Source organism: Streptomyces sp. NPDC001889 (assembly GCF_053594535.1).
In genome coordinates this window covers 63,590-82,220 of sequence record NZ_JBSFER010000030.1, presented here as the reverse complement: position 1 = coordinate 82,220, position 18,631 = coordinate 63,590, and the positions used below count along the sequence as shown (strand labels likewise).

16 protein-coding genes and 1 riboswitch are annotated in these 18,631 nt (G+C 72.6%); of the genes, 12 read left to right on the top strand and 4 right to left on the bottom strand.

From position 1 onward, the window contains the following. The first annotated feature begins 44 nt into the window (after window positions 1-44). Both ACWCRA_RS30430 and ACWCRA_RS30425 read left to right on the top strand, forming a co-directional pair. The gene (locus ACWCRA_RS30430; RefSeq protein WP_351556118.1) at window positions 45-1,487 is read left to right on the top strand and encodes a GuaB1 family IMP dehydrogenase-related protein; all 1,443 of its coding nucleotides are present in this window, start codon (window positions 45-47) and stop codon (window positions 1,485-1,487) included. A gap of 156 nt (window positions 1,488-1,643) precedes the next feature. Continuing rightward, window positions 1,644-2,516 carry an RNA polymerase sigma factor SigF gene (locus ACWCRA_RS30425; protein ID WP_351556121.1) on the top strand — a complete coding sequence of 291 codons (873 nt, stop codon included), beginning with the start codon at window positions 1,644-1,646 and terminating at the stop codon, window positions 2,514-2,516. Here ACWCRA_RS30425 and ACWCRA_RS30420 read toward each other — a convergent pair. Next, the gene (locus ACWCRA_RS30420) at window positions 2,476-3,471 is read right to left on the bottom strand and encodes a GDSL-type esterase/lipase family protein (protein WP_451069113.1); all 996 of its coding nucleotides are present in this window, start codon (window positions 3,469-3,471) and stop codon (window positions 2,476-2,478) included. The genes ACWCRA_RS30425 and ACWCRA_RS30420 overlap by 41 nt on opposite strands. A gap of 354 nt (window positions 3,472-3,825) precedes the next feature. On the opposite strand from ACWCRA_RS30420, the gene ACWCRA_RS30415 reads away from it, so the two are divergent. The 3 genes from ACWCRA_RS30415 to ACWCRA_RS30405 all read left to right on the top strand — a co-directional run bounded on the left by ACWCRA_RS30415 (window position 3,826) and on the right by ACWCRA_RS30405 (window position 7,033). Beyond that, window positions 3,826-4,281: an Lrp/AsnC family transcriptional regulator gene (locus tag ACWCRA_RS30415; protein ID WP_351556127.1), complete on the top strand. Its 456-nt coding sequence runs from the start codon at window positions 3,826-3,828 to the stop codon at window positions 4,279-4,281. Window positions 4,282-4,479: 198 nt separating this feature from the next. After that, a complete protein-coding gene (locus ACWCRA_RS30410; protein WP_351556130.1) occupies window positions 4,480-5,277 on the top strand; it encodes a carbon-nitrogen hydrolase family protein in 798 nt (265 codons plus the stop codon). A gap of 64 nt (window positions 5,278-5,341) precedes the next feature. Continuing rightward, window positions 5,342-7,033, top strand: coding sequence for a flavin monoamine oxidase family protein (locus tag ACWCRA_RS30405; protein ID WP_351556133.1), 1,692 nt, complete (start codon window positions 5,342-5,344; stop codon window positions 7,031-7,033). A 9-nt stretch (window positions 7,034-7,042) separates the two neighbouring features. Here ACWCRA_RS30405 and ACWCRA_RS30400 read toward each other — a convergent pair whose 3' ends face one another. Further along, complete coding sequence (locus ACWCRA_RS30400) at window positions 7,043-7,729, bottom strand: DUF5995 family protein (RefSeq protein ID WP_451069112.1); 687 nt, start codon at window positions 7,727-7,729, stop codon at window positions 7,043-7,045. 73 nt (window positions 7,730-7,802) lie between these two features. Continuing rightward, complete coding sequence (locus ACWCRA_RS30395) at window positions 7,803-9,200, bottom strand: uracil-xanthine permease family protein (RefSeq protein ID WP_351556139.1); 1,398 nt, start codon at window positions 9,198-9,200, stop codon at window positions 7,803-7,805. A 176-nt stretch (window positions 9,201-9,376) separates the two neighbouring features. Here ACWCRA_RS30395 and ACWCRA_RS30390 point away from each other — a divergent pair, with 176 nt between their 5' ends. Beyond that, a complete protein-coding gene (locus ACWCRA_RS30390; protein WP_451069111.1) occupies window positions 9,377-10,648 on the top strand; it encodes an alginate lyase family protein in 1,272 nt (423 codons plus the stop codon). Between the two features lie 671 nt (window positions 10,649-11,319). Here ACWCRA_RS30390 and ACWCRA_RS30385 read toward each other — a convergent pair. Next, window positions 11,320-12,519, bottom strand: a complete 1,200-nt coding sequence (locus ACWCRA_RS30385) for an MFS transporter (protein ID WP_451069110.1) — start codon at window positions 12,517-12,519, stop codon at window positions 11,320-11,322. A gap of 100 nt (window positions 12,520-12,619) precedes the next feature. Between ACWCRA_RS30385 and ACWCRA_RS30380 the strand changes: the two genes are divergently transcribed. The 6 genes from ACWCRA_RS30380 (at window position 12,620) to ribH (ending at window position 18,601) form a co-directional block, all read left to right on the top strand. Then, on the top strand, window positions 12,620-13,798 hold the full coding sequence (locus tag ACWCRA_RS30380) for an ROK family transcriptional regulator (RefSeq protein WP_451069109.1): 1,179 nt from the start codon (window positions 12,620-12,622) through the stop codon (window positions 13,796-13,798). Window positions 13,799-14,111: 313 nt separating this feature from the next. After that, window positions 14,112-14,242, top strand: a riboswitch (FMN riboswitch). 160 nt (window positions 14,243-14,402) lie between these two features. Beyond that, a complete protein-coding gene (gene ribD, locus ACWCRA_RS30375) occupies window positions 14,403-15,494 on the top strand; it encodes a bifunctional diaminohydroxyphosphoribosylaminopyrimidine deaminase/5-amino-6-(5-phosphoribosylamino)uracil reductase RibD (RefSeq protein ID WP_451069108.1) in 1,092 nt (363 codons plus the stop codon). Beyond that, window positions 15,495-16,103, top strand: coding sequence for a riboflavin synthase (locus ACWCRA_RS30370; RefSeq protein WP_351556152.1), 609 nt, complete (start codon window positions 15,495-15,497; stop codon window positions 16,101-16,103). Continuing rightward, entirely contained in the window at window positions 16,100-16,744 is a 645-nt protein-coding gene (locus ACWCRA_RS30365; protein ID WP_351556154.1) for a nicotinamide mononucleotide transporter family protein, read from the top strand. Before ACWCRA_RS30370 ends, ACWCRA_RS30365 begins: the two co-directional genes overlap by 4 nt. Next, window positions 16,741-18,090 carry a bifunctional 3,4-dihydroxy-2-butanone-4-phosphate synthase/GTP cyclohydrolase II gene (locus tag ACWCRA_RS30360; protein WP_451069107.1) on the top strand — a complete coding sequence of 450 codons (1,350 nt, stop codon included), beginning with the start codon at window positions 16,741-16,743 and terminating at the stop codon, window positions 18,088-18,090. The genes ACWCRA_RS30365 and ACWCRA_RS30360 overlap by 4 nt, the downstream gene beginning before the upstream one ends. 25 nt (window positions 18,091-18,115) lie before the next feature. Next, the gene (ribH, locus tag ACWCRA_RS30355) at window positions 18,116-18,601 is read left to right on the top strand and encodes a 6,7-dimethyl-8-ribityllumazine synthase (RefSeq protein WP_351556160.1); all 486 of its coding nucleotides are present in this window, start codon (window positions 18,116-18,118) and stop codon (window positions 18,599-18,601) included. Window positions 18,602-18,631 lie beyond the last annotated feature (30 nt).

The window sequence follows — 18,631 nt, the reverse complement described above, 5'->3', positions numbered from 1 at the left end:
CATCTGCCCGGGGGCCAACTCCGATCGACTGGGATGTTCTGCACGTGCGTTTCCTCAATGACCTGAAGCCGCCGTACGACCTGACGTATGACGACGTGTTCATGGTGCCGCGCCGCTCGGCCGTGGGTTCCCGGCAGGGCGTCGACCTCTCCTCCCCCGACGGCAGCGGTACGACCATTCCGCTGGTCGTCGCCAATATGACCGCCATCGCGGGCCGCCGGATGGCCGAGACCCTCGCCCGCCGTGGCGGGCTCGTCGTCATCCCCCAGGACATCCCGATCGAGGTCGTCGCCGACGTCGTCTCCTGGGTCAAGAGCCGCCATCTGGTCCTCGACACCCCCATCGTGCTCGCCCCGCACCAGACCGTCGCCGACGCGCTGTCCCTGCTGCCCAAGCGGGCCCACGAGGCCGGTGTGGTCGTCGACGGCGATCAGCGGCCGGTCGGGGTCGTCACCGACGCCGATCTCGCCGGAGTGGACCGCTTCACCCAGCTGACCGAGGTCATGTCCCGGGATCTGCTGATCCTGGACGCGGACATAGACCCGCGCGAGGCCTTCCACCGGCTCGACAACGCCAACCGCCGGTACGCCCCCGCCGTCGACCGGGACGGCCGGCTCGTCGGCATCCTCACCCGCAAGGGCGCCCTGCGCGCCACCCTCTACACCCCCGCCGTCGACGCCTCGGGCCGGCTGCGCATCGCCGCCGCCGTCGGTATCAACGGCGATGTCGCGGGCAAGGCCAAGCAGCTCCTGGAGGCGGGTGTCGACACCCTCGTGGTGGACACCGCCCACGGCCACCAGGAGTCGATGATCTCCGCGATCAAGGCGGTCCGCGGGCTCGACCCGCGGGTCCCGATCGTCGCGGGCAACATCGTCGCCGCCGAGGGAGTGCGCGATCTGATCGAGGCGGGCGCCGACATCATCAAGGTCGGTGTGGGCCCCGGCGCCATGTGCACCACCCGCATGATGACCGGTGTCGGCCGGCCGCAGTTCTCGGCCGTTCTGGAGTGCGCCGCCGAGGCGAAGAAGTACGGCAAGCACGTCTGGGCCGACGGAGGCGTCCGGCACCCCCGGGATGTCGCCATGGCGCTGGCCGCCGGAGCCTCCAATGTCATGATCGGCTCCTGGTTCGCCGGCACCTACGAGTCGCCCGGCGACCTTCAGCAGACCGCCGACGGACGGCTCTACAAGGAGTCCTTCGGCATGGCGTCCGCACGCGCCGTCCGCAACCGCACCAGCGAGGAATCGGCGTACGACCGGGCCCGCAAGGCGCTCTTCGAGGAGGGCATCTCCACCTCGCGGATGTTCCTCGACCCCACCCGCCCCGGAGTGGAGGACCTGGTCGACTCCATCATCGCGGGCGTCCGCTCCTCCTGCACCTACGCGGGCGCGGGCTCCCTGGAGGAGTTCGCCGAGCGGGCCATCGTCGGAGTCCAGAGCGCCGCCGGATACGCCGAGGGCCAGCCGCTGCACGCCAGCTGGAACTGACCTTCCGCACGCGGAAAACGAGGCAAAAGGCCCGGTCCCCGGAGGTTTCGGGGGCCGGGCCGAAGTTTTTTGCCATCCCATGGTTTTTCTTGGCATGGAAGGAATGACCCGGGGTAGGCGCGGCTTTGCACTGACCACGGAGCAGGGGAGGACTAAGTGTCCACGGCGAGCCAGGTTGCGACCGAACTCACACAGCCGGGAACACGGGGCCCGGGCGAAGCGCTGCATCTTCCGGACGTGCCCGACCCCGGGGCGGTGGCTCCCAAGGACGCGCGGGAGATCTCCAGGATCTTCTTCGTCCGGCTGGCGGAGCTGGAGGAGGGGACCCGCGACCACCAGTACGTGCGGAACACGCTCATCGAGCTGAACCTCGCGCTGGTGAAGTACGCGGCCGGCCGGTTCCGGAACCGGGCCGAGCAGATGGAGGACATCGTCCAGGTCGGCACCATCGGCCTGATCAAGGCGATCGACCGGTTCGAGCTGAGCCGCGAGGTCGAGTTCGCCACCTTCGCGGTGCCCTACATCGTCGGCGAGATCAAGCGGTTCTTCCGGGACACCAGCTGGGCGGTCCATGTGCCCCGCAGGCTCCAGGAGCTGCGGATCGACCTCGCGAAGGCCACCGACGACCTCTCCCAGCGGCTCGACCGCTCACCCACCACCCGTGAGCTGGCCGAGCACCTCGGGATCGACGAGCAGGAGGTCATCGAGGGCGTCGTCGCCAGCAACGGCTACACCGCCGGCTCGATCGACATGCCGATGGAGGACTCCTCCGACCACACGGCCTCCCCGCTCTCCGACCGGCTCGGCGCCCCCGACGCCGATCTGGAGATCGCCGAGAACGTCCAGGCGCTCAAGCCGCTGATCGAGGAGCTGGACGAGCGGGACCGCAAGATCCTGCGGATGCGCTTCGGCGACGAGCTGACCCAGTCGGAGATCGGCGCGGAGCTGGGCGTCTCGCAGATGCATGTCTCCCGGCTGCTGACCCGGATCACGACACGGCTGCGTGAGGGGCTGCTCGCGGTCGAATGAGCCGCAGCGCCCCGGCCACCGCGTGGGCCAGCGCCGCATGACCCTCGTCGTCCGGATGGAGACCGTCCGCGAGCTGCCCGGGGCCGAGCACATCGCGCCCCGGCAGCAGCGCGAGTGCCTCGTCCCCGGCGGCCCGGTCGGTGACGGCCTGCTCCAGCGCCTCGCGCAACTGCGCCAGGGTCGCCCCCAGCCGGTTCGCGGTGTGCTCGGCCGCCGGGCGGAGCACCGGGGAGACCACCAGCAGGGGGGTGCCCGGGTGCCCCTGCCGCACCACGGCGAGGAACGCCCGCACCGTCTCGTACAGCAGCGGCGGTGAACAGGGCACCTGCGACCAGCAGTTGGTGCCGAAGGCCAGGGTCAGCGCGTCCGCCGGCAGGGCCGCGAGCTGTTCGGCGGTGGCCAGTTCGCCGTGGGCCGTGCCCGCGTACCCCAGATTCACCGTGTCCAGGCCGAGCAGCCGCCCCGCCGTCGCTGGCCAGGAGTGGGCGGGCCGGGTGGACCACCAGCCCTCGGTGATGGAGTCCCCGTGGACCAGCCAGCGCGGCTGGCGCGGCGCGGGTGTGAGCGAGCCGCCGATGGCGCGCAGCCCCAGCACGAGCGGCGCGCGCGACTCCGGCGGATGGATGATGAAGCGCCGGCCAGGAGCGGGCGGCAGCTCGATGGTGACCACGCCCTCCGCCGTCGGCTCGGCGAAGGTCTCCGAGACCGGGCCGTCCTGCACCCAGAGGGCGAAGCAGTCGGGGAGCGCGCCGGGGACGGCCGAGGCACGGTAGTGGATCTGGACCGCCCGCGCGCCCTCGGCCAGGAACTCCAGCCGCACCCCGATCGGCAGCGCCGCCCGGTCACAGGTGTCCCGGGGCAGCCTGCCCCGGTCGGCGGGGTCCGCCCGCACCGGGCGCTGCCCCTCAAGCCAGGCCACCCCGCGCAGAAATGGACTGGGATCGAGCCAGGTCACCGGTGCCTCCGGAGGGTGCGCAGGGAAAAGCCGACGGGCCGCGGCGCCGTTCGACAGAACCGGAGAAATGTCAGGAACGGCCCGCGCCCCGCCCTCCAGCATGCCTGGTGGTCCCACCCGCGCGGCCGGGACCGGGGAGCGGTCACCCGCACGAGGGGGGTGAACCATTCCGTACGAAGCGCTGTCCGAGCCCTGCGGAAGGACGCGGGCGCGGCGCGCGGGCGGAGGCCGGAGCGGAGCGCGGGAGCGCACCGGCCCCCGCTGTTCCGGATCGCGCGCGCGGGCGTGTTCTACTGCGGTGACGGCATCGCGCCGCCCTCCCACCCGTCCCGGCAGAGAAGTGATCCACCCGCAGTGCGACTCAACGACCTCGACGAACGCATCGTCCACGCCCTCGCGGAGGACGCCCGCCGCTCCTTCGCCGACATCGGCGCCCTGGTGGGGCTCTCCGCCCCCGCCGTGAAGCGGCGGGTGGACCGGCTGCGCGCCGTGGGGGCCATCACCGGTTTCACCGTACGTGTCGATCCGGCCGCGCTGGGCTGGGAGACCGAGGGGTTCATCGAGCTGTACTGCCGCAGCAACACCTCCCCCGAGGCCATCGAACGCGGTCTGGAGCGCTATCCGGAGGTGGCGTCCGCCTCCACCGTGACCGGGGAGGCGGACGCCATCGTCCAGGTCTTCGCCTCCGACATGCGCCACTTCGAACGGGTGCTGGAGCGGATCGCGGGGGAGCCGTTCGTGGAGCGCACCAAATCGGTGCTGGTCCTCTCGCCGCTGCTGCGGCGCTACTCCTCGGGATCGCCCGCCTGAGCGGCCCGCCCCCCGGCGCGCAATGAATCGCCGATCGGGCATCGGATCGCGCAACGGATCGCCCCTCGGCGCGCAACGGTCGCGTCTTGTCGCCGCCCAGGCCCGGACCGTACCGTTTTGAACGTCTTTCGCTGCCCGGGGCACCGGCCCCCGGCAGCGCCGCGATCCCGTGCCCGCACCCACCTCCCGAGGTCAGCCATGCCGCCGCTGCGCACCGCCCTGCTCCAGAGCTCCGGCCGACCGGGCTCGGTCGACGGGAATCTCCGGATGCTCGGCGACGCCGCCGCCCGGGCCGCGGCCGGGGGCGCGAAGCTGCTGGTCACTCCCGAGATGGCGCTCACCGGCTATGCGATCGGCGACCAGGTGCCGGTGCTGGCCGAGGCCGCCGACGGCCCCGCCGCCGGGGCCGTCGCCGCGATCGCCGCCCGTCACGGCCTGGCCATCGCCTACGGCTACCCGGAGCGGGCGGGGGAGCGGGTCTTCAACTCCGTACAGCTCATCGGCCCCGCCGGCGAGCGGCTCGCGAACTACCGCAAGACCCATCTCTTCGGCTGCTTCGAGCGGAAGTGGTTCACCCCCGGCGAGCAGCCGGTGGTCCAGGCCGAGCTGGGCGGTGTCCGGGTCGGGATGCTGATCTGCTACGACGTGGAGTTCCCGGAGAACGTCCGGGCGCACGCCCTCGCGGGCACCGATCTGCTGCTGGTGCCCACCGCGCAGATGCACCCCTTCCAGTTCGTCGCCGAGTCGCTGGTCCCGGTGCGCGCCTTCGAGAGCCAGATGTACATCGCGTACGTCAACCGGACCGGTCCCGAGGGCGAGTTCGAGTTCGTCGGGCTGAGCTGTCTGGCCGGCCCCGACGGGCTGGCCAGGACCCGCGCCGGGAGGGGCGAGGAGCTGGCCTTCGGCGAGGTGGACCCGGGCTTCCTCACCGCCTCGCGCGAGAGCAATCCGTATCTCCGCGACCGCCGCCCGGATCTGTACGCCCCGCGAGCCTGATCCCCTTCCCCTCCCTCAGCCCTCCCAGCAGTCCCCCGCAGTCCCCCGCAAGGAGCCCGCCCCCATGACGTCCACGGTGCCCACCGCCGTCCAGCACACCGACGCGCAGCCGCCGATCACCATGTTCGGGCCGGACTTCCCCTACGCGTACGACGACTATCTGGCCCACCCGGCCGGGCTCGGGCAGATCCCCGCGACCGAGCACGGCACCGAGGTCGCGGTGATCGGCGGCGGGCTCTCCGGGCTGATCACCGCGTACGAGCTGATGAAGATGGGGCTCAAGCCGGTCGTGTACGAGGCGGACCGGATCGGCGGCCGGCTGCGCACGGTCGGCTTCGAGGGCTGCGACCCGGGGCTCACCGCCGAGATGGGCGCGATGCGCTTCCCGCCGTCCTCCACCGCGCTCCAGCACTACATCGACCTGGTGGGGCTGACGACCACCCCGTTCCCGAACCCGCTGGCCCCCGGCACCCCCTCCACCGTGGTCGACCTCAAGGGCGAGACGCACTACGCCGAGACCATCGACGATCTGCCCCAGGTCTACCGCGATGTGATGGACGCCTGGAACGCCTGTCTGGAGGAGGGCGCGGACTTCTCGGACATGAACCGCGCCATGCGCGAGCGCGACGTACCGCGCGTCCGGGAGATCTGGGCGCGGCTGGTCGAGAAGCTCGACAACCAGACCTTCTACGGGTTCCTCTGCGACTCCGAGTCCTTCGCCTCCTTCCGCCACCGGGAGATCTTCGGCCAGGTCGGCTTCGGCACCGGCGGCTGGGACACCGACTTCCCGAACTCGATCCTGGAGATCCTGCGGGTGGTGTACTCCGAGGCGGACGACCACCACCGGGGCATCGTCGAGGGCAGCCAGCAGCTTCCGCTGCGGCTCTGGGAGCGCGAGCCCGCGAAGATCGTCCACTGGGCGCCGGGCACCTCGCTCTCCTCGCTCCACGGCGACGGGCCCCGGCCCGCCGTCACCCGGCTGAACCGCACCGCCGGCAACGGGATCACCGTCACGGACGCGTCGGGCTCCATCCGCACCTACCGGTCCGCCGTCTTCACCGCGCAGTCCTGGATGCTGCTCTCCAAGATCGCCTGCGATGACACGCTCTTCCCGATCGACCACTGGACGGCGATCGAGCGCACCCACTACATGGAGTCCTCCAAGCTCTTCGTCCCGGTGGACCGCCCCTTCTGGCTGGACAGGGACGAGACCACCGGCCGTGACGCCATGTCGATGACCCTGACCGACCGGATGACCCGGGGTACGTATCTGCTGGACAACGGGCCCGGCCGGCCGGCCGTCATCTGCCTCTCCTACACCTGGTGCGACGACAGCCTCAAGTGGCTGCCGCTGTCGGCGCACGAGCGGATGGAGGTCATGCTGAAGTCGCTCGGCGAGATCTACCCCAAGGTGGACATCCGCCGGCACATCATCGGCGACCCGGTGACGGTCTCCTGGGAGAACGAGCCCTACTTCATGGGCGCGTTCAAGGCCAATCTGCCCGGCCACTACCGCTACCAGCGGCGGCTGTTCACCCACTTCATGCAGGACCGGCTGCCCGAGGACAAGCGGGGGATCTTCCTCGCCGGGGACGACATCTCCTGGACGGCCGGCTGGGCGGAGGGCGCCGTGCAGACCGCGCTCAACGCGGTGTGGGGCGTGATGACGCACTTCGGCGGCTCGACCGACCCCGGCAACCCGGGTCCCGGCGATCTCTACGACGAGATCGCCCCGGTGGAGCTTCCCGAGGACTGAGACCGGCCGTCAGGACCAGGGGGTGAGCAGACAGCGGCCCACCAGCCCCACCCCCAGGTCCATCCGCTCGGTGAACTCGTCGGCGAGCGGCGCGAGGTCCCTGATCCGCCAGAGCACCCGCGCCGCCGACCACGCGGCGTCCCGGGCCCGGTCCATGCTCCAGGCACCCGCCAGATGGGTGAGCGGATCGGCCAGCTCCAGCAGATCGGGGCCGGGCATCAGCTCCTCGCGGACGCGCTCCTCCAGGAGCGCGAGGATGTCGCCCACCCGGTCGAACTCGTCCTCCAGATCGGCCGGAGCGCACTCCAGCGCCCGGCAGGAGTCGACGACGGCGAGCGCCAGATCGTGGCCGATGTGGGCGTTGACACCGGCGAGGGCGAACTGGAACGGGCGGATGCCGGGGTGGTGCCGGTACTGGAACAGCGGGCGCCAGCAGGCGGGGGGCCGCGCGCCCGTGTCCACCGCCGCGACGGCGGCGAGATACCGGCCCGCGAAGAGGACGTCCAGCACCGTCGCCGCCCGGGGGTCGGGGAACTCGCCCGCGTCGATCCGGCGGCCGATCTCCTCGGTCACCGCGAGATAGACCCGGTTGAAGACCGCGACCCCGTCCCGGGCGGGCCAGCGGGAGTCCAGCTCCCGCATCCGCCCGGCGATCCCCGCCACCCCGGCCGCCGCGCATCCCTCTGTGTGGACCATGACGGCAGCGTCCCAGCCGCCGGGCCGGGCCGGGGCCGGGCGGCCGGGACTTCCCCACAACGGGGGACAGCTCCTACGGCTTGCTGTCGCCGCCGTCCTTCTCCGTGTCGTACGTGGAGGTGCCGGCGTCCAGGAGCGGCTTCTGCTCCTTCATATGGGCCGGGGCGAAGGCCCGCAGCACGTGGTATCCGGTGATGACCACGATCGTGCCCAGCGCGATCCCGCCCAGGGTGAAATCGTCGGTGATCTTCAGACTGACCCCGCCGACCCCGATGATGATGCCCGCGGCGGCCGGTACCAGATTCAGCGGGTTGCTCAGATCGACCTTGGCGTTGATCCAGATCTGGGCGCCCAGCAGCCCGATCATCCCGTACAGGATCACGGTGATGCCGCCGAGCACCCCGCCGGGGATCGCGGCGACGACCGCGCCGAACTTCGGGCAGAGCCCGAAGAGGAGGGCGAAACAGGCGGCGGCCCAGTAGGCGGCGGTCGAGTAGACGCGGGTGGCGGCCATGACGCCGATGTTCTCGGAGTACGTGGTGTTCGGCGGGCCGCCCACGGCCGTGGAGAGCATCGACGCGGCGCCGTCGGCGGCGATGGCGCTGCCGAGCTTGTCGTCGAGCGGGTCGCCGGTCATCTCGCCGACGGCCTTGACATGACCGGCGTTCTCCGCGATCAGCGCGATGACCACGGGGAGCGCGACCAGGATCGCCGACCACTCGAAGCTGGGGCCGTGGAAGGAGGGGAGCCCGATCCAGTCGGCCCTGCCGACGGCGGAGAAGTCCAGCCGCCAGTGGTCGGTGGCCTCGCCGCCGCCGACCGGTGAGTGGATCTTGCCGAAGACCCGGTCCAGGACCCAGGAGAGCACATAGCCGAAGATCAGCCCGAGGAAGATCGCGATCCGGGAGAAGAAGCCGCGCAGACAGACCACGGCCAGACCGGTGAAGAGCATCACCAGAAGGGCCGTCCACTGGTCCTGCGGCCAGTAGGTGGCGGCGGTGACCGGCGCCAGGTTGAAGCCGATGAGCATGACCACCGCACCGGTCACGACCGGCGGCATCGCGGCGTGGATGATCCGCGCGCCGAACTTCCGCACGGCCAGACCGGAGAGGAAGAGCGCGCCGCCGACGACGAAGACCGCGCCGGTGACGGTGGCGCTGGTGCCGCCGCCCGCCCGGATGATCTCGGCGACGCCGACGAAGGAGAGCGAGCAGCCCAGATAGCTGGGGACCCGGCCCCGGGTGGCGAGCAGGAAGATCATGGTCGCGACGCCGGACATCATGATCGCGAGGTTGGGGTCCAGGCCCATGAGGACCGGGGCGACGAAGGACGCCCCGAACATGGCGACCACGTGCTGGGCGCCGAGGCCGGCGGTCCTGGGCCAGGAGAGCCGCTCGTCGGGGCGTACGACGGCGCCCGGAGCGGGTGTCCGTCCGTCGCCGTGCAGGGTCCAGCGCACGCCGAGGTTCACGGGCCGCTCCTTAGGTCCTTCGGGGGTGTTCGACGATCGGCGCAATGGTAGTGCGAGTTTCGGCCAGGGGTTCCATCCGTGAATCGCGCGCGCGGGATTGTCACCCTCCACCGGCGGGCCTACGCTCGCACGGTCCGGTACATGAATCTCGTTCACATCTCTGACAGGAGGGTTCGATGGTCGGAAGCGCCTTACGGCGGTGGGGAGTTGTGCTCACCGCGCTCGCCCTCTGCGCGGGTCCGCTGCTGCCGTCCGCGTCCGCGTCGTCCCCCGGGCGAGCGCCGCAGACGGTGGTGATCGACGGGGACCGGCTGGTCCGGGCGAAGAAACGGCTCGACCGGGGGGACCCCGCCCTGCGCACGGCGGCCCGGCACCTGGTCGCCCAGGCCGACCGCTGGCTGGGCCAGGGGCCCTGGACCGTGGTGGACAAACCCCGGCCCGCGCCGAGCGGCGACCCGCACGACTACCTCAGCCAGGCGCCCTACTGGTGGCCAACCAGGCCGGGGACCCCCGAGAACCCCTGGGGCTGCCCCTATGTCCAGCGCGACGGCGAACGCAACCCCGAGGTCGACACCGGTACCGACCGGCCCGACATCGGGAAGGTGGTCGGCGCCTCCACGACACTCGGGCTCGCCTGGTACTACACCGGGGAGCGGCGGTACGCGGAGCACGCGGCGCTGATCCTGCGCACCTGGTTCGTCACCCCGGCGACCCGGATGAACCCGCACCTCAACCACGGGCAGTTCATCCCGTGCAGGCACGAGGGCCGCGCGATCGGCATCATCGACTTCTCGCAGATGTACACCAGCGTGCTGGACACCCTCGCGATCCTCGACACCGGGGCGCCCGGCTGGCGCGCCGCCGACCGGAGGGGGATGCGGGCCTGGAACACGGCCTTCCTGGACTGGCTGCTCACCAGCGGGTTCGGCAAGGAGGAGGCGGCGGCGGGGAACAACCACGGCACCTTCCACGACATGCAGGTGGCGGCGCTCGCGGCGGCCACCGGGGAGCGGGCGCTGGCGCGGCGGATCGTCCGGGAGGCGGGGGCCAAGCGGATCGATCCGCAGATCGCGGCGGACGGGAGGCAGCCGCTGGAGCTGAGCAGGACGCGCAGTTGGCACTACTCGGTCTTCTCGCTGGTGGCGTTCGCGCGGCTGGCGGAGATCGGGGAGCGGGTGGGGGTTGATCTGTGGGGGTATCGGGGGGCGGAGGGGGAGAGTCTGTTCGGGGCGGTGCGGTATGTGCTGCCGGCGGCGACGGGGGAGGGGGTGTGGGGGCATCCGGAGCTGGAGTTCCGCAGGTACGCGGCGGGGGATGTGGTCCGGGCGGCGGCGGACGCGGGCGATGCCCGCGCCCGGGCGGCCCTGCCGCATCTGGAGCCGCCTCCCACGGGTGACCTCTGGCTTCTCCGCCCGGCGGCGGAACAACTCTCCTCCATCGCCGGCTGACCTCCCGGGCCCTGGGCCCTGGGCCCCGGGCTCTCGGGCCCCGGGCCCCGGGCTCTCGGGCCCGCACTCGACGAGGGGCCGGGCAGCTCCAGCCTGTCCGGGGTTCGGGGACGGACGCGGTGCGGCAGGGAGCCCGCGTGGTGCGGGCCTTGGTCGGGGGCCTGCCCCCGAGCCCCCGCTCCTCAATCGCCGGAGGGGCTGGGGTTGCTCGGGTCGTGGGCGGGGCTGGGTGTCGGGCCTCATGTGCAGGCGGGGCCGGGAGGTGTGCCGTATCCGTCGGTGGGGCCGAGTGAACAGCCGGTCCGGGGTTTGGGGGCGGACGCCGCACTCCGGGGGCCCGGGCCCGTGTGTTTCGAGCCGGTCCGGGGTTTGGGGGCGGACGCCGCACTCCGGGTGCCCGGGCCCGTGTATTTCCAGCCGGTCCGGGGTTTGGGGGCGGACGCCGCACTCCGGGTGCCCGGGCCCGTGTATTTCCAGCCGGTCCGGCGTTTGAGGACGGACGCCGCACTCCGGGTGCCCGGGCCCGTGTATTTCCAGCCGGTCCGGCGTTTGAGGACGGACGCCGCACTCCGGGTGCCCGGGCCCGTGCGTTTCCAGCCGGTCCGGCGATTGAGGACGGACCCCCCGCCCCGGGAGCCTCGGCCCTGGGGCCCCGGCGCGGCCCCCCCGAGCTACCCGAGAGGGGTCTTCTCCGGCGCGGCCGGCGCGGTCGTGCGGGCCGCGCGGAGCACGTTCGCGGCGAGGAACAGGCCGAAGGCGAGCAGTGTCACCAGACCGAACGACACCACCAGACTCGTCGCGTCCGCCACCGCCCCGATCGCGCTCGGCGCGATCAACCCCGAGGTGTACGTGATCGTCGCCACCCCCGCGATCGCCTGCGCCGGCCTCGGCCCGCTCCGCGCCGCCGCCGCGAACGCCAGCGGCACCACCACCGCCACCCCGAGCCCGATGAACCCGAACCCGGCCAGCGCCAACGCCGGATGCGGTGCCAGCACCACCATCACCCCGCCCGCCGTGGCGAGCACCCCGCCCCAGCGGACGGTCCGCACCGGGCCGAACCGGTCCACCACCCGGTCCCCCACCAGCCTCGCCACCGCCATCGTCAGCGCGAACGCCGTGGTCGACGCCGCCGCCAGCCCCGCCGACGTACCCAGCTCGTCCCGCAGATACACCGCCGACCAGTCCAGACTCGCCCCCTCCGCGAACACCGCGCAGAACCCGATCGCCCCGATCACCACAGCGGACCTCGGCGGCAGCGCGAACCTCGGCGGCGCCTCCTCGTCCGGGCTGCTGCGCAGGTCCAGTACGCGCCGGCAGGCCAGGAGCCCCAGCACCGTCAGCACCCCCGCCGCCAGCGCGTGGTGCACCCGGGCGTCGACGTCCAGCTGTGCCGCGAACGTCCCGCCGACCGAGCCGATCAGCGTGCCCACGCTCCACATCCCGTGCAGGCTCGACATGATCGACCGCCCGAGGCGGTTCTCCGTCTCCACCCCGAGCGCGTTCATCGCGACATCGGAGACCCCGGCCGTGGCCCCGTACACGAAGAGCGCCGCACACAGGGTGAGCAGATCGGGCGCGAGGGCCGGCAGCACCAGCGCCAGGGTCCACAGCGCCAGCAGCCCCCTCAGGGCGTTCCGCGCGCCGAAGCGGTGGCTGACCATTCCCGCGAGGGGCATCGACAGCGAGGCCCCGATCGCGGGGAAGGCCAGCGCCAGCCCGAGCTGCCCCGCGCTGACCCCGGCGTGGTCCTGAATCCAGGGAATCCGGGTGGCGAAGTTCCCGGTCACCGCGCCGTGCACACAGAAGACCGTGGCCACGGCGAACCGGGCCTGGTTCAATCGCTGCTGCCCGTAGGCGGCCTCGTACGCCATGGCGGCGCCCCTCCCTCTCGTTTGGTGGCCGTAAACTATCAGGAACCCTTCCTGATGGATAATGGTTACAGCCGGGGACCCGATCTGAAAGGATTCCCGCATGCCCGCATCCCCGAGCACCGCCCGGGTCATCAACGATCGGACCGCGCTCGAACTGCTCCAGCGCGAGGGTCCGCTGACGGCCGGACAGCTGAAGACCCTGACCGGGCTCTCCCGGCCCACTGTCGCCGATCTGGTGGAGCGGCTCCAGGAGTCGGGGCTGATCCGTGTCGTCGGGGAGGCGGGTGCCCGCCGCCGCGGCCCCAACGCCCGGGTGTACGGGATCGTCGCCGACCGGGCCCATCTGGCGGCCCTCGACGTGCGGACCGAGGGGGTCTCCCTGGTCGTCGCCGATCTGCTCGGCGCCACCCTCGCCGAGGCCGCCCTCCCCATCGCCCGGGACAGCGACCCCGAGCCCGCGGTGGAGCTGACCGCCTCCCTGCTGGAGCGGACCGTGCGCGAGGCGGGCGCGGCCCGGCTGCACAGCGTCGGCATCGGCGTCCCGGGCCTGATCGACCCGGTCACCGGCGAACTCCGGGACGCGACGGGCCTGCCCGCCTGGCACCGGAGCCTGGTGGCCGCGCTCCAGGAGCGCCTGTCCGCCCGGATCGTCCTGGAGAACGAGACCAACCTGGCCGCCGTCGCCGAGCAGCGCACGGGCGCCGCCCGCGACCGCGACACCTTCGCCTTCCTCTGGCTCGGCGGCGGTGTCGGCGCCGCGCTCTTCCTCGACGGCCGGCTGCGCAGGGGCGCGTCGGGCGGCGCGGGCGAGATCGGCTTCCTCCCCGTGCCGGGCACGGGCGGGCTCCCCTCCGCCTCCGACTGCGGCGGCGGCTTCCACTCCCTGACGGGTTCGCGGGCGATCTGCGCCCTCGCGGAGGAGTACGGACTCAAGCCCCCCGTTCCCCCCGAGACCCACCGCCCCCCGGCGGCGGCGATCGTGGCCGAGGCGGTCGCGGCCGGCGCGGAGGAGTTCCTGGACGCCCTCGCCGCACGGCTCTCCTTGGGCGCCGCGGCGCTCACCGCGATCCTCGACCCGGGCTGTGTGGTCCTCGGCGGCGAGGTGGGACTGGCCGGCGGCGCCGAACTGGCCTCCAGGGTCGAGTCCGCCCTCGCCGAGCTGACCCCGCTGCCCACGCGGGTGCGGCCGGGGGAGCTGGGCGGCGCCGCGATCCTGCGGGGCGCGCTGCTCATGGCCCGCGACACGGCGCAGGAGGAACTCTTCGCGCCGGGGGCGTGAGCGCCCGGGCCCTCGCGCCCGGGCCGTGCGAACGAGCTGTGCGAACGGGCCGGGCGGAAGGCGCGCGGCGCCGGGGCGGCGGCCCGCGCGGAGGGAAGCCCGACGGCGGCAAGGGCCGGGACTCCGCCGCCGGGCGTCCGTCACCCCGCGCGCGTGCGGAGGTCCGCAGAGCGTAAAAGGACTAGACCAGAACGGTCAATACATCAAAATCCAGCCAGCGGCCCGGCCGGTTCCGGACCTTCTGTGAGTCAGTCCACATGATCCGTCTGTCTGGGCCCTTGCCCCGCATGGCACACTGGCCCTGTATCAGCAGCAGCGCACTCCGGGGTCGGTGCAATTCCGAACCGGCGGTTACAGTCCGCGACCCGTCCGCAGCCAGCGGCCGGTTGACCAGGTGAAATTCCTGGACCGACGGTTAAAGTCCGGATGGGAGGCAGTGCGCGGCGGGCGGCCGATCTCCGGCATGCCGACCGCAGACGGCGGCTGATCGCCCGTGTGGCGATCGGTGCGTCCGGCGGTCCGGCACAGCCGTGTACCGGGCGACCCGCTCTCTGTCGTCATCGACAGACCCCGGAGTCCGCGCCCGACGAGGCAGGAGGACCCGGTGGCCACCGCTGCCGACACCACCGCCATGCGCCGCGCCATCGCGCTCGCGGCCCGCGGACTCGGCTTCACCCGCCCCAACCCGGTCGTGGGATGCGTCATCGCCGACGCCTCCGGAGAGACCGCCGGCACCGGCTACCACCAGCGCGCGGGCGGACCCCACGCCGAGGTCCACGCCCTGCGCGCCGCCGGCGAACGGGCCCGGGGCGGCACCGCGTACGTCACCCTCGAACCCTGTAACCACACCGGCCGCACCGGCCCCTGTGCCCAGGCGCTGATCGACGCCGGCGTCAGCCGTGTCGTCTACGCCGTCGGCGACCCCGACCCCCAGGCCACCGGCGGCGCGGCGACCCTGCGCGCGGCCGGGCTCCGGGTGGAGTCCGGGCTGCTCGCCGAGGAGGCGGAAGCGGGCAACGCCGCCTGGCTCACCTCCGTACGGCTGCGCCGTCCCCATGTGCTCTGGAAGTACGCCGCCAGTCTCGACGGCCGGATCGCCGCCCGGGACGGCTCCAGCCGCTGGATCACCTCGGCCGAGGCCCGCGCCGATGTCCACCGGCTGCGCGCCGAGGCCGACGCGGTCCTGGTCGGCTCCGGGACCCTGCGCGCCGACGACCCGCACCTCGCGGTCCGGGGCGTCGAGGGCGCCGTCCAGCCCCTGCGGGTCGTTCTCGACACCCACGCCACGATCCGGGCCACCGCCCGGGTCCTCGACGACGCCGCCCCGACCCTGATAGCCGTGGGCGAGGGCGCCGACACCGGCCATCTCCCCGGTGTCGACATCGCCCGGCTCCCGGCCGGTGACCGGGGCCTGGCCGTCCACGGCCTGCTCGACGAGCTGCACCGCCGGGGCATCCGCTCCGTACTCCTCGAAGGCGGCCCCACCCTCGCCGGGGCCTTCGTCGCGGCGGGCGCCGTCGACAAGGTCGTCGGCTACATCGCCCCCGTGCTCCTCGGCGCCGGACCCGCCGCTCTCGCCGACGCCGGAATCTCCGCCATCGGCGAGGCGTTGCGGCTCCAGACGACCGAGACCCTGCGCATCGGCCCCGATCTGCGGATCACCGCCGTGCCCGCCACCACCCCGAAGGAGAGCTGAGTGTTCACCGGAATCGTCGAAGAACTGGGTGAGGTCACCGCCGTCGAGAACCTCGGCGACTCCTCCCGCTTCCGGCTGCGCGGCCCCAGGGTCACCGAGGGCGCGCGACACGGTGACTCCATCGCCGTCAACGGCGTCTGTCTCACGGTGGTCGAGACCGGCGGCGGGGAGTTCACCGCCGATGTGATGGCCGAGACCCTCAACCGCTCCAGCCTCGGCGGCCTCACCGCCGGCTCCCGGGTCAATCTGGAACGCCCCACGCCCGTCGGCGGGCGCCTCGGCGGCCATATCGTCCAGGGGCACGTGGACGGCACCGGCACTATCCTGGCGCGCACCCCCTCCGAGAACTGGGAGGCCGTCAAGGTCTCGCTCCCCGGCGGGCTCTCCCGCTATGTGGTGGAGAAGGGCTCCATCACCGTCGACGGAGTCAGCCTCACCGTCGTCGACGCCGCGGACGACCACTTCACCATCAGCCTCATCCCGGCCACCCTCGCCCTGACCACCCTCGGCATCAAGCAGAGCGGCGACCCCGTCAACCTCGAAGTCGACATCATCGCCAAGTACGTCGAGTCGCTGCTCGGGGACCGATCCCGGGAGACCGCGCTGTGAGCGCCCTGTCCACCCTGAACTCCGTGGCCTTCACGGCCTTCGGACAGGACATCAAATGGTCCGACATGACCGGCAACACCATCGGTCTGATCGCACTCGCGCTCGGCTGGCGCCGCTCGATCTGGACCTGGCCCGCCCAGCTCCTCTCCGGCGTCGTCCTGGTCGCCGCCTACGCCTCCGCCGACCTCAGCGGAGGCGTGGGCAAGCAGCTCATCGTCATCGCGGTCGCCGTCTGGGGCTGGCGGCAGTGGACCCGGGGCCGGCAGCACGCCCAGGACGGCTCCATCGCCGTCCGCTTCGCCACCTGGAAGGAGCGCGGACTGCTCGCCGGCGGCGCCATCGCCGGCACCCTGGCGGTCGGCGGCCTCTTCACCCTCTACCCGTCGCTGTCCTGGAGCCCCTGGGCCGACGCCTACATCTTCGTCGGCACCGTGGTCGCCATGGTCGCCCAGGCCCGCGGCCTGGTCGAATTCTGGTTCGCCTGGCTGCTGGTCGACATCGTCGGCGTGCCCCTGGCCTTCAGCAGCGGCCTCGCCTTCTCCGGGCTGGTCTATGTCATCTACTTCGCGCTCGTCCTGTGGGGCCTGCGCGACTGGTGGCTGCGGACCCGTACCCCGGCTCTGAAAGGAGTCCCGGCATGATCTCGCCGTCCCGCACCCCGGCCGAGCCGCCTCCCGCCCCGGCCGAGCCGCCTCCCGCCCCGGCCGAGCCGCCCCTCTCCCTCGCCCTCGACCCCGTGGAAGCGGCCATCCGGGACATCGCCGCCGGCCGGCCCGTGGTGGTCGTGGACGACGAGGACCGCGAGAACGAGGGCGATCTCGTCATCGCCGCCGAGAAGGCCACGCCCGAGGTCGTCGCCTTCATGATGAGCGAGTGCCGGGGCCTGATCTGCGCCCCCATGGAGAGCGGCGAACTGGACCGGCTGGAACTGCCGCAGATGGTGGCGGAGAACACCGAGTCCATGCGGACCGCCTTCACCGTCTCGGTCGACGCGGCCCCCGTCCATGGAGTCACCACCGGAATCTCCTCCTCCGACCGCTCCGCCACCCTGCGGCTGCTGGCGAACGGGGCCGCCGGACCCGCCGACTTCGTCCGCCCCGGCCATGTCTTCCCGCTCCGCGCCCGGCCCGGCGGAGTGCTGGAGCGCAATGGCCACACCGAGGCCGCGGTCGACCTGGCCCGGCTCGCGGGTCTGCGCCCCGCCGGGGCGATCGTCGAGATCGCCGGCGAGGACGGGGTGATGCTGCGGCTGCCCGAGCTGATCCCCTTCGCCCGCAAGCACGGGCTGACGATCATCTCCATCGAGGACCTGGTCGCCTACCGTCTCGCCACCGCCGCAGGCCCCGCCCGGGCGGTGCCCACCGTCCGCCGCGAGGCCGCCGTCGACCTGCCGACCGCCTTCGGCCGCTTCACCGCCTACGGCTACCGCTCCACCGCCGACGGCGTCGAGCACGTCGCCCTCGTCCACGGAACCGTCGGCGACGGCGAGGACCTGCTCGTCCGCATCCACTCCGAGTGCCTCACCGGCGATGTCTTCCAGTCCCTGCGCTGCGACTGCGGCCCCCAGCTGCACGCCGCCATGGAGCACATCACCCGGGCCGGCCGCGGTGTCGTCGTCTATCTCCGCGGCCACGAGGGCCGGGGCATCGGCCTGCTCCCCAAGCTGCGCGCGTACGAACTCCAGGAGCGGGGCCGCGACACCCTCGACGCCAACCTCGAACTCGGCCTCCCCGCCGACTCCCGCGACTACGCGGCCGGCGCCCAGATCCTCGCCGACCTCGGCGTGCGGAGCCTGCGGCTGATGACCAACAACCCCGACAAGATCACCGCGCTGGTCGGCCACGGCCTCACCGTCCACGGCCGGGAGCAGATGCCCGTCCAGGCGGGCGAGCACAACCTCCGCTATCTGCGCACCAAGCGCGACCGGATGGGCCACCAGCTCCCCGGGCTGGACACCCCCGCCGTGTCCGCCTGCGCCAACCAGTGACAACAGAGATCCCCCGAGGAGAAGTGTGAGCGGCAAGGGCGCACCCGAACTGTCCGTACGCAACTGCGGCGACCTCCGAGTCGCCGTCATCGCGGCCCAGTGGCATGAAAAGATCATGGACGGCCTGGTCGAGGGCGCCCTGCGCGCCCTGCGCGAGCTGGGCATCGACGAACCCACCCTGCTGCGGGTCCCCGGCAGCTTCGAGCTGCCCGTCGTCGCCAAGGTCCTCGCCGAGCGCGGCTACGACGCGATCGTCGCCCTCGGCGTGGTCATCCGCGGCGGCACCCCGCACTTCGAGTACGTGTGCCAGGGCGTCACCCAGGGGCTTGTCCAGGTCTCCGTCGACACCGGTGTCCCCATCGGGTTCGGCGTGCTGACCTGCGACACCGAGGAGCAGGCACTGGACCGTGCCGGTATCGAGGGGTCGACCGAGGACAAGGGCCACGAAGCGGTCACCGCGGCCGTCGCGACCGCCGCCACCCTCCGCTCGGTCAGTGAACCCTGGCGCTGAGCGGAGCCCCGCACCCCGTACCCTGAGAGC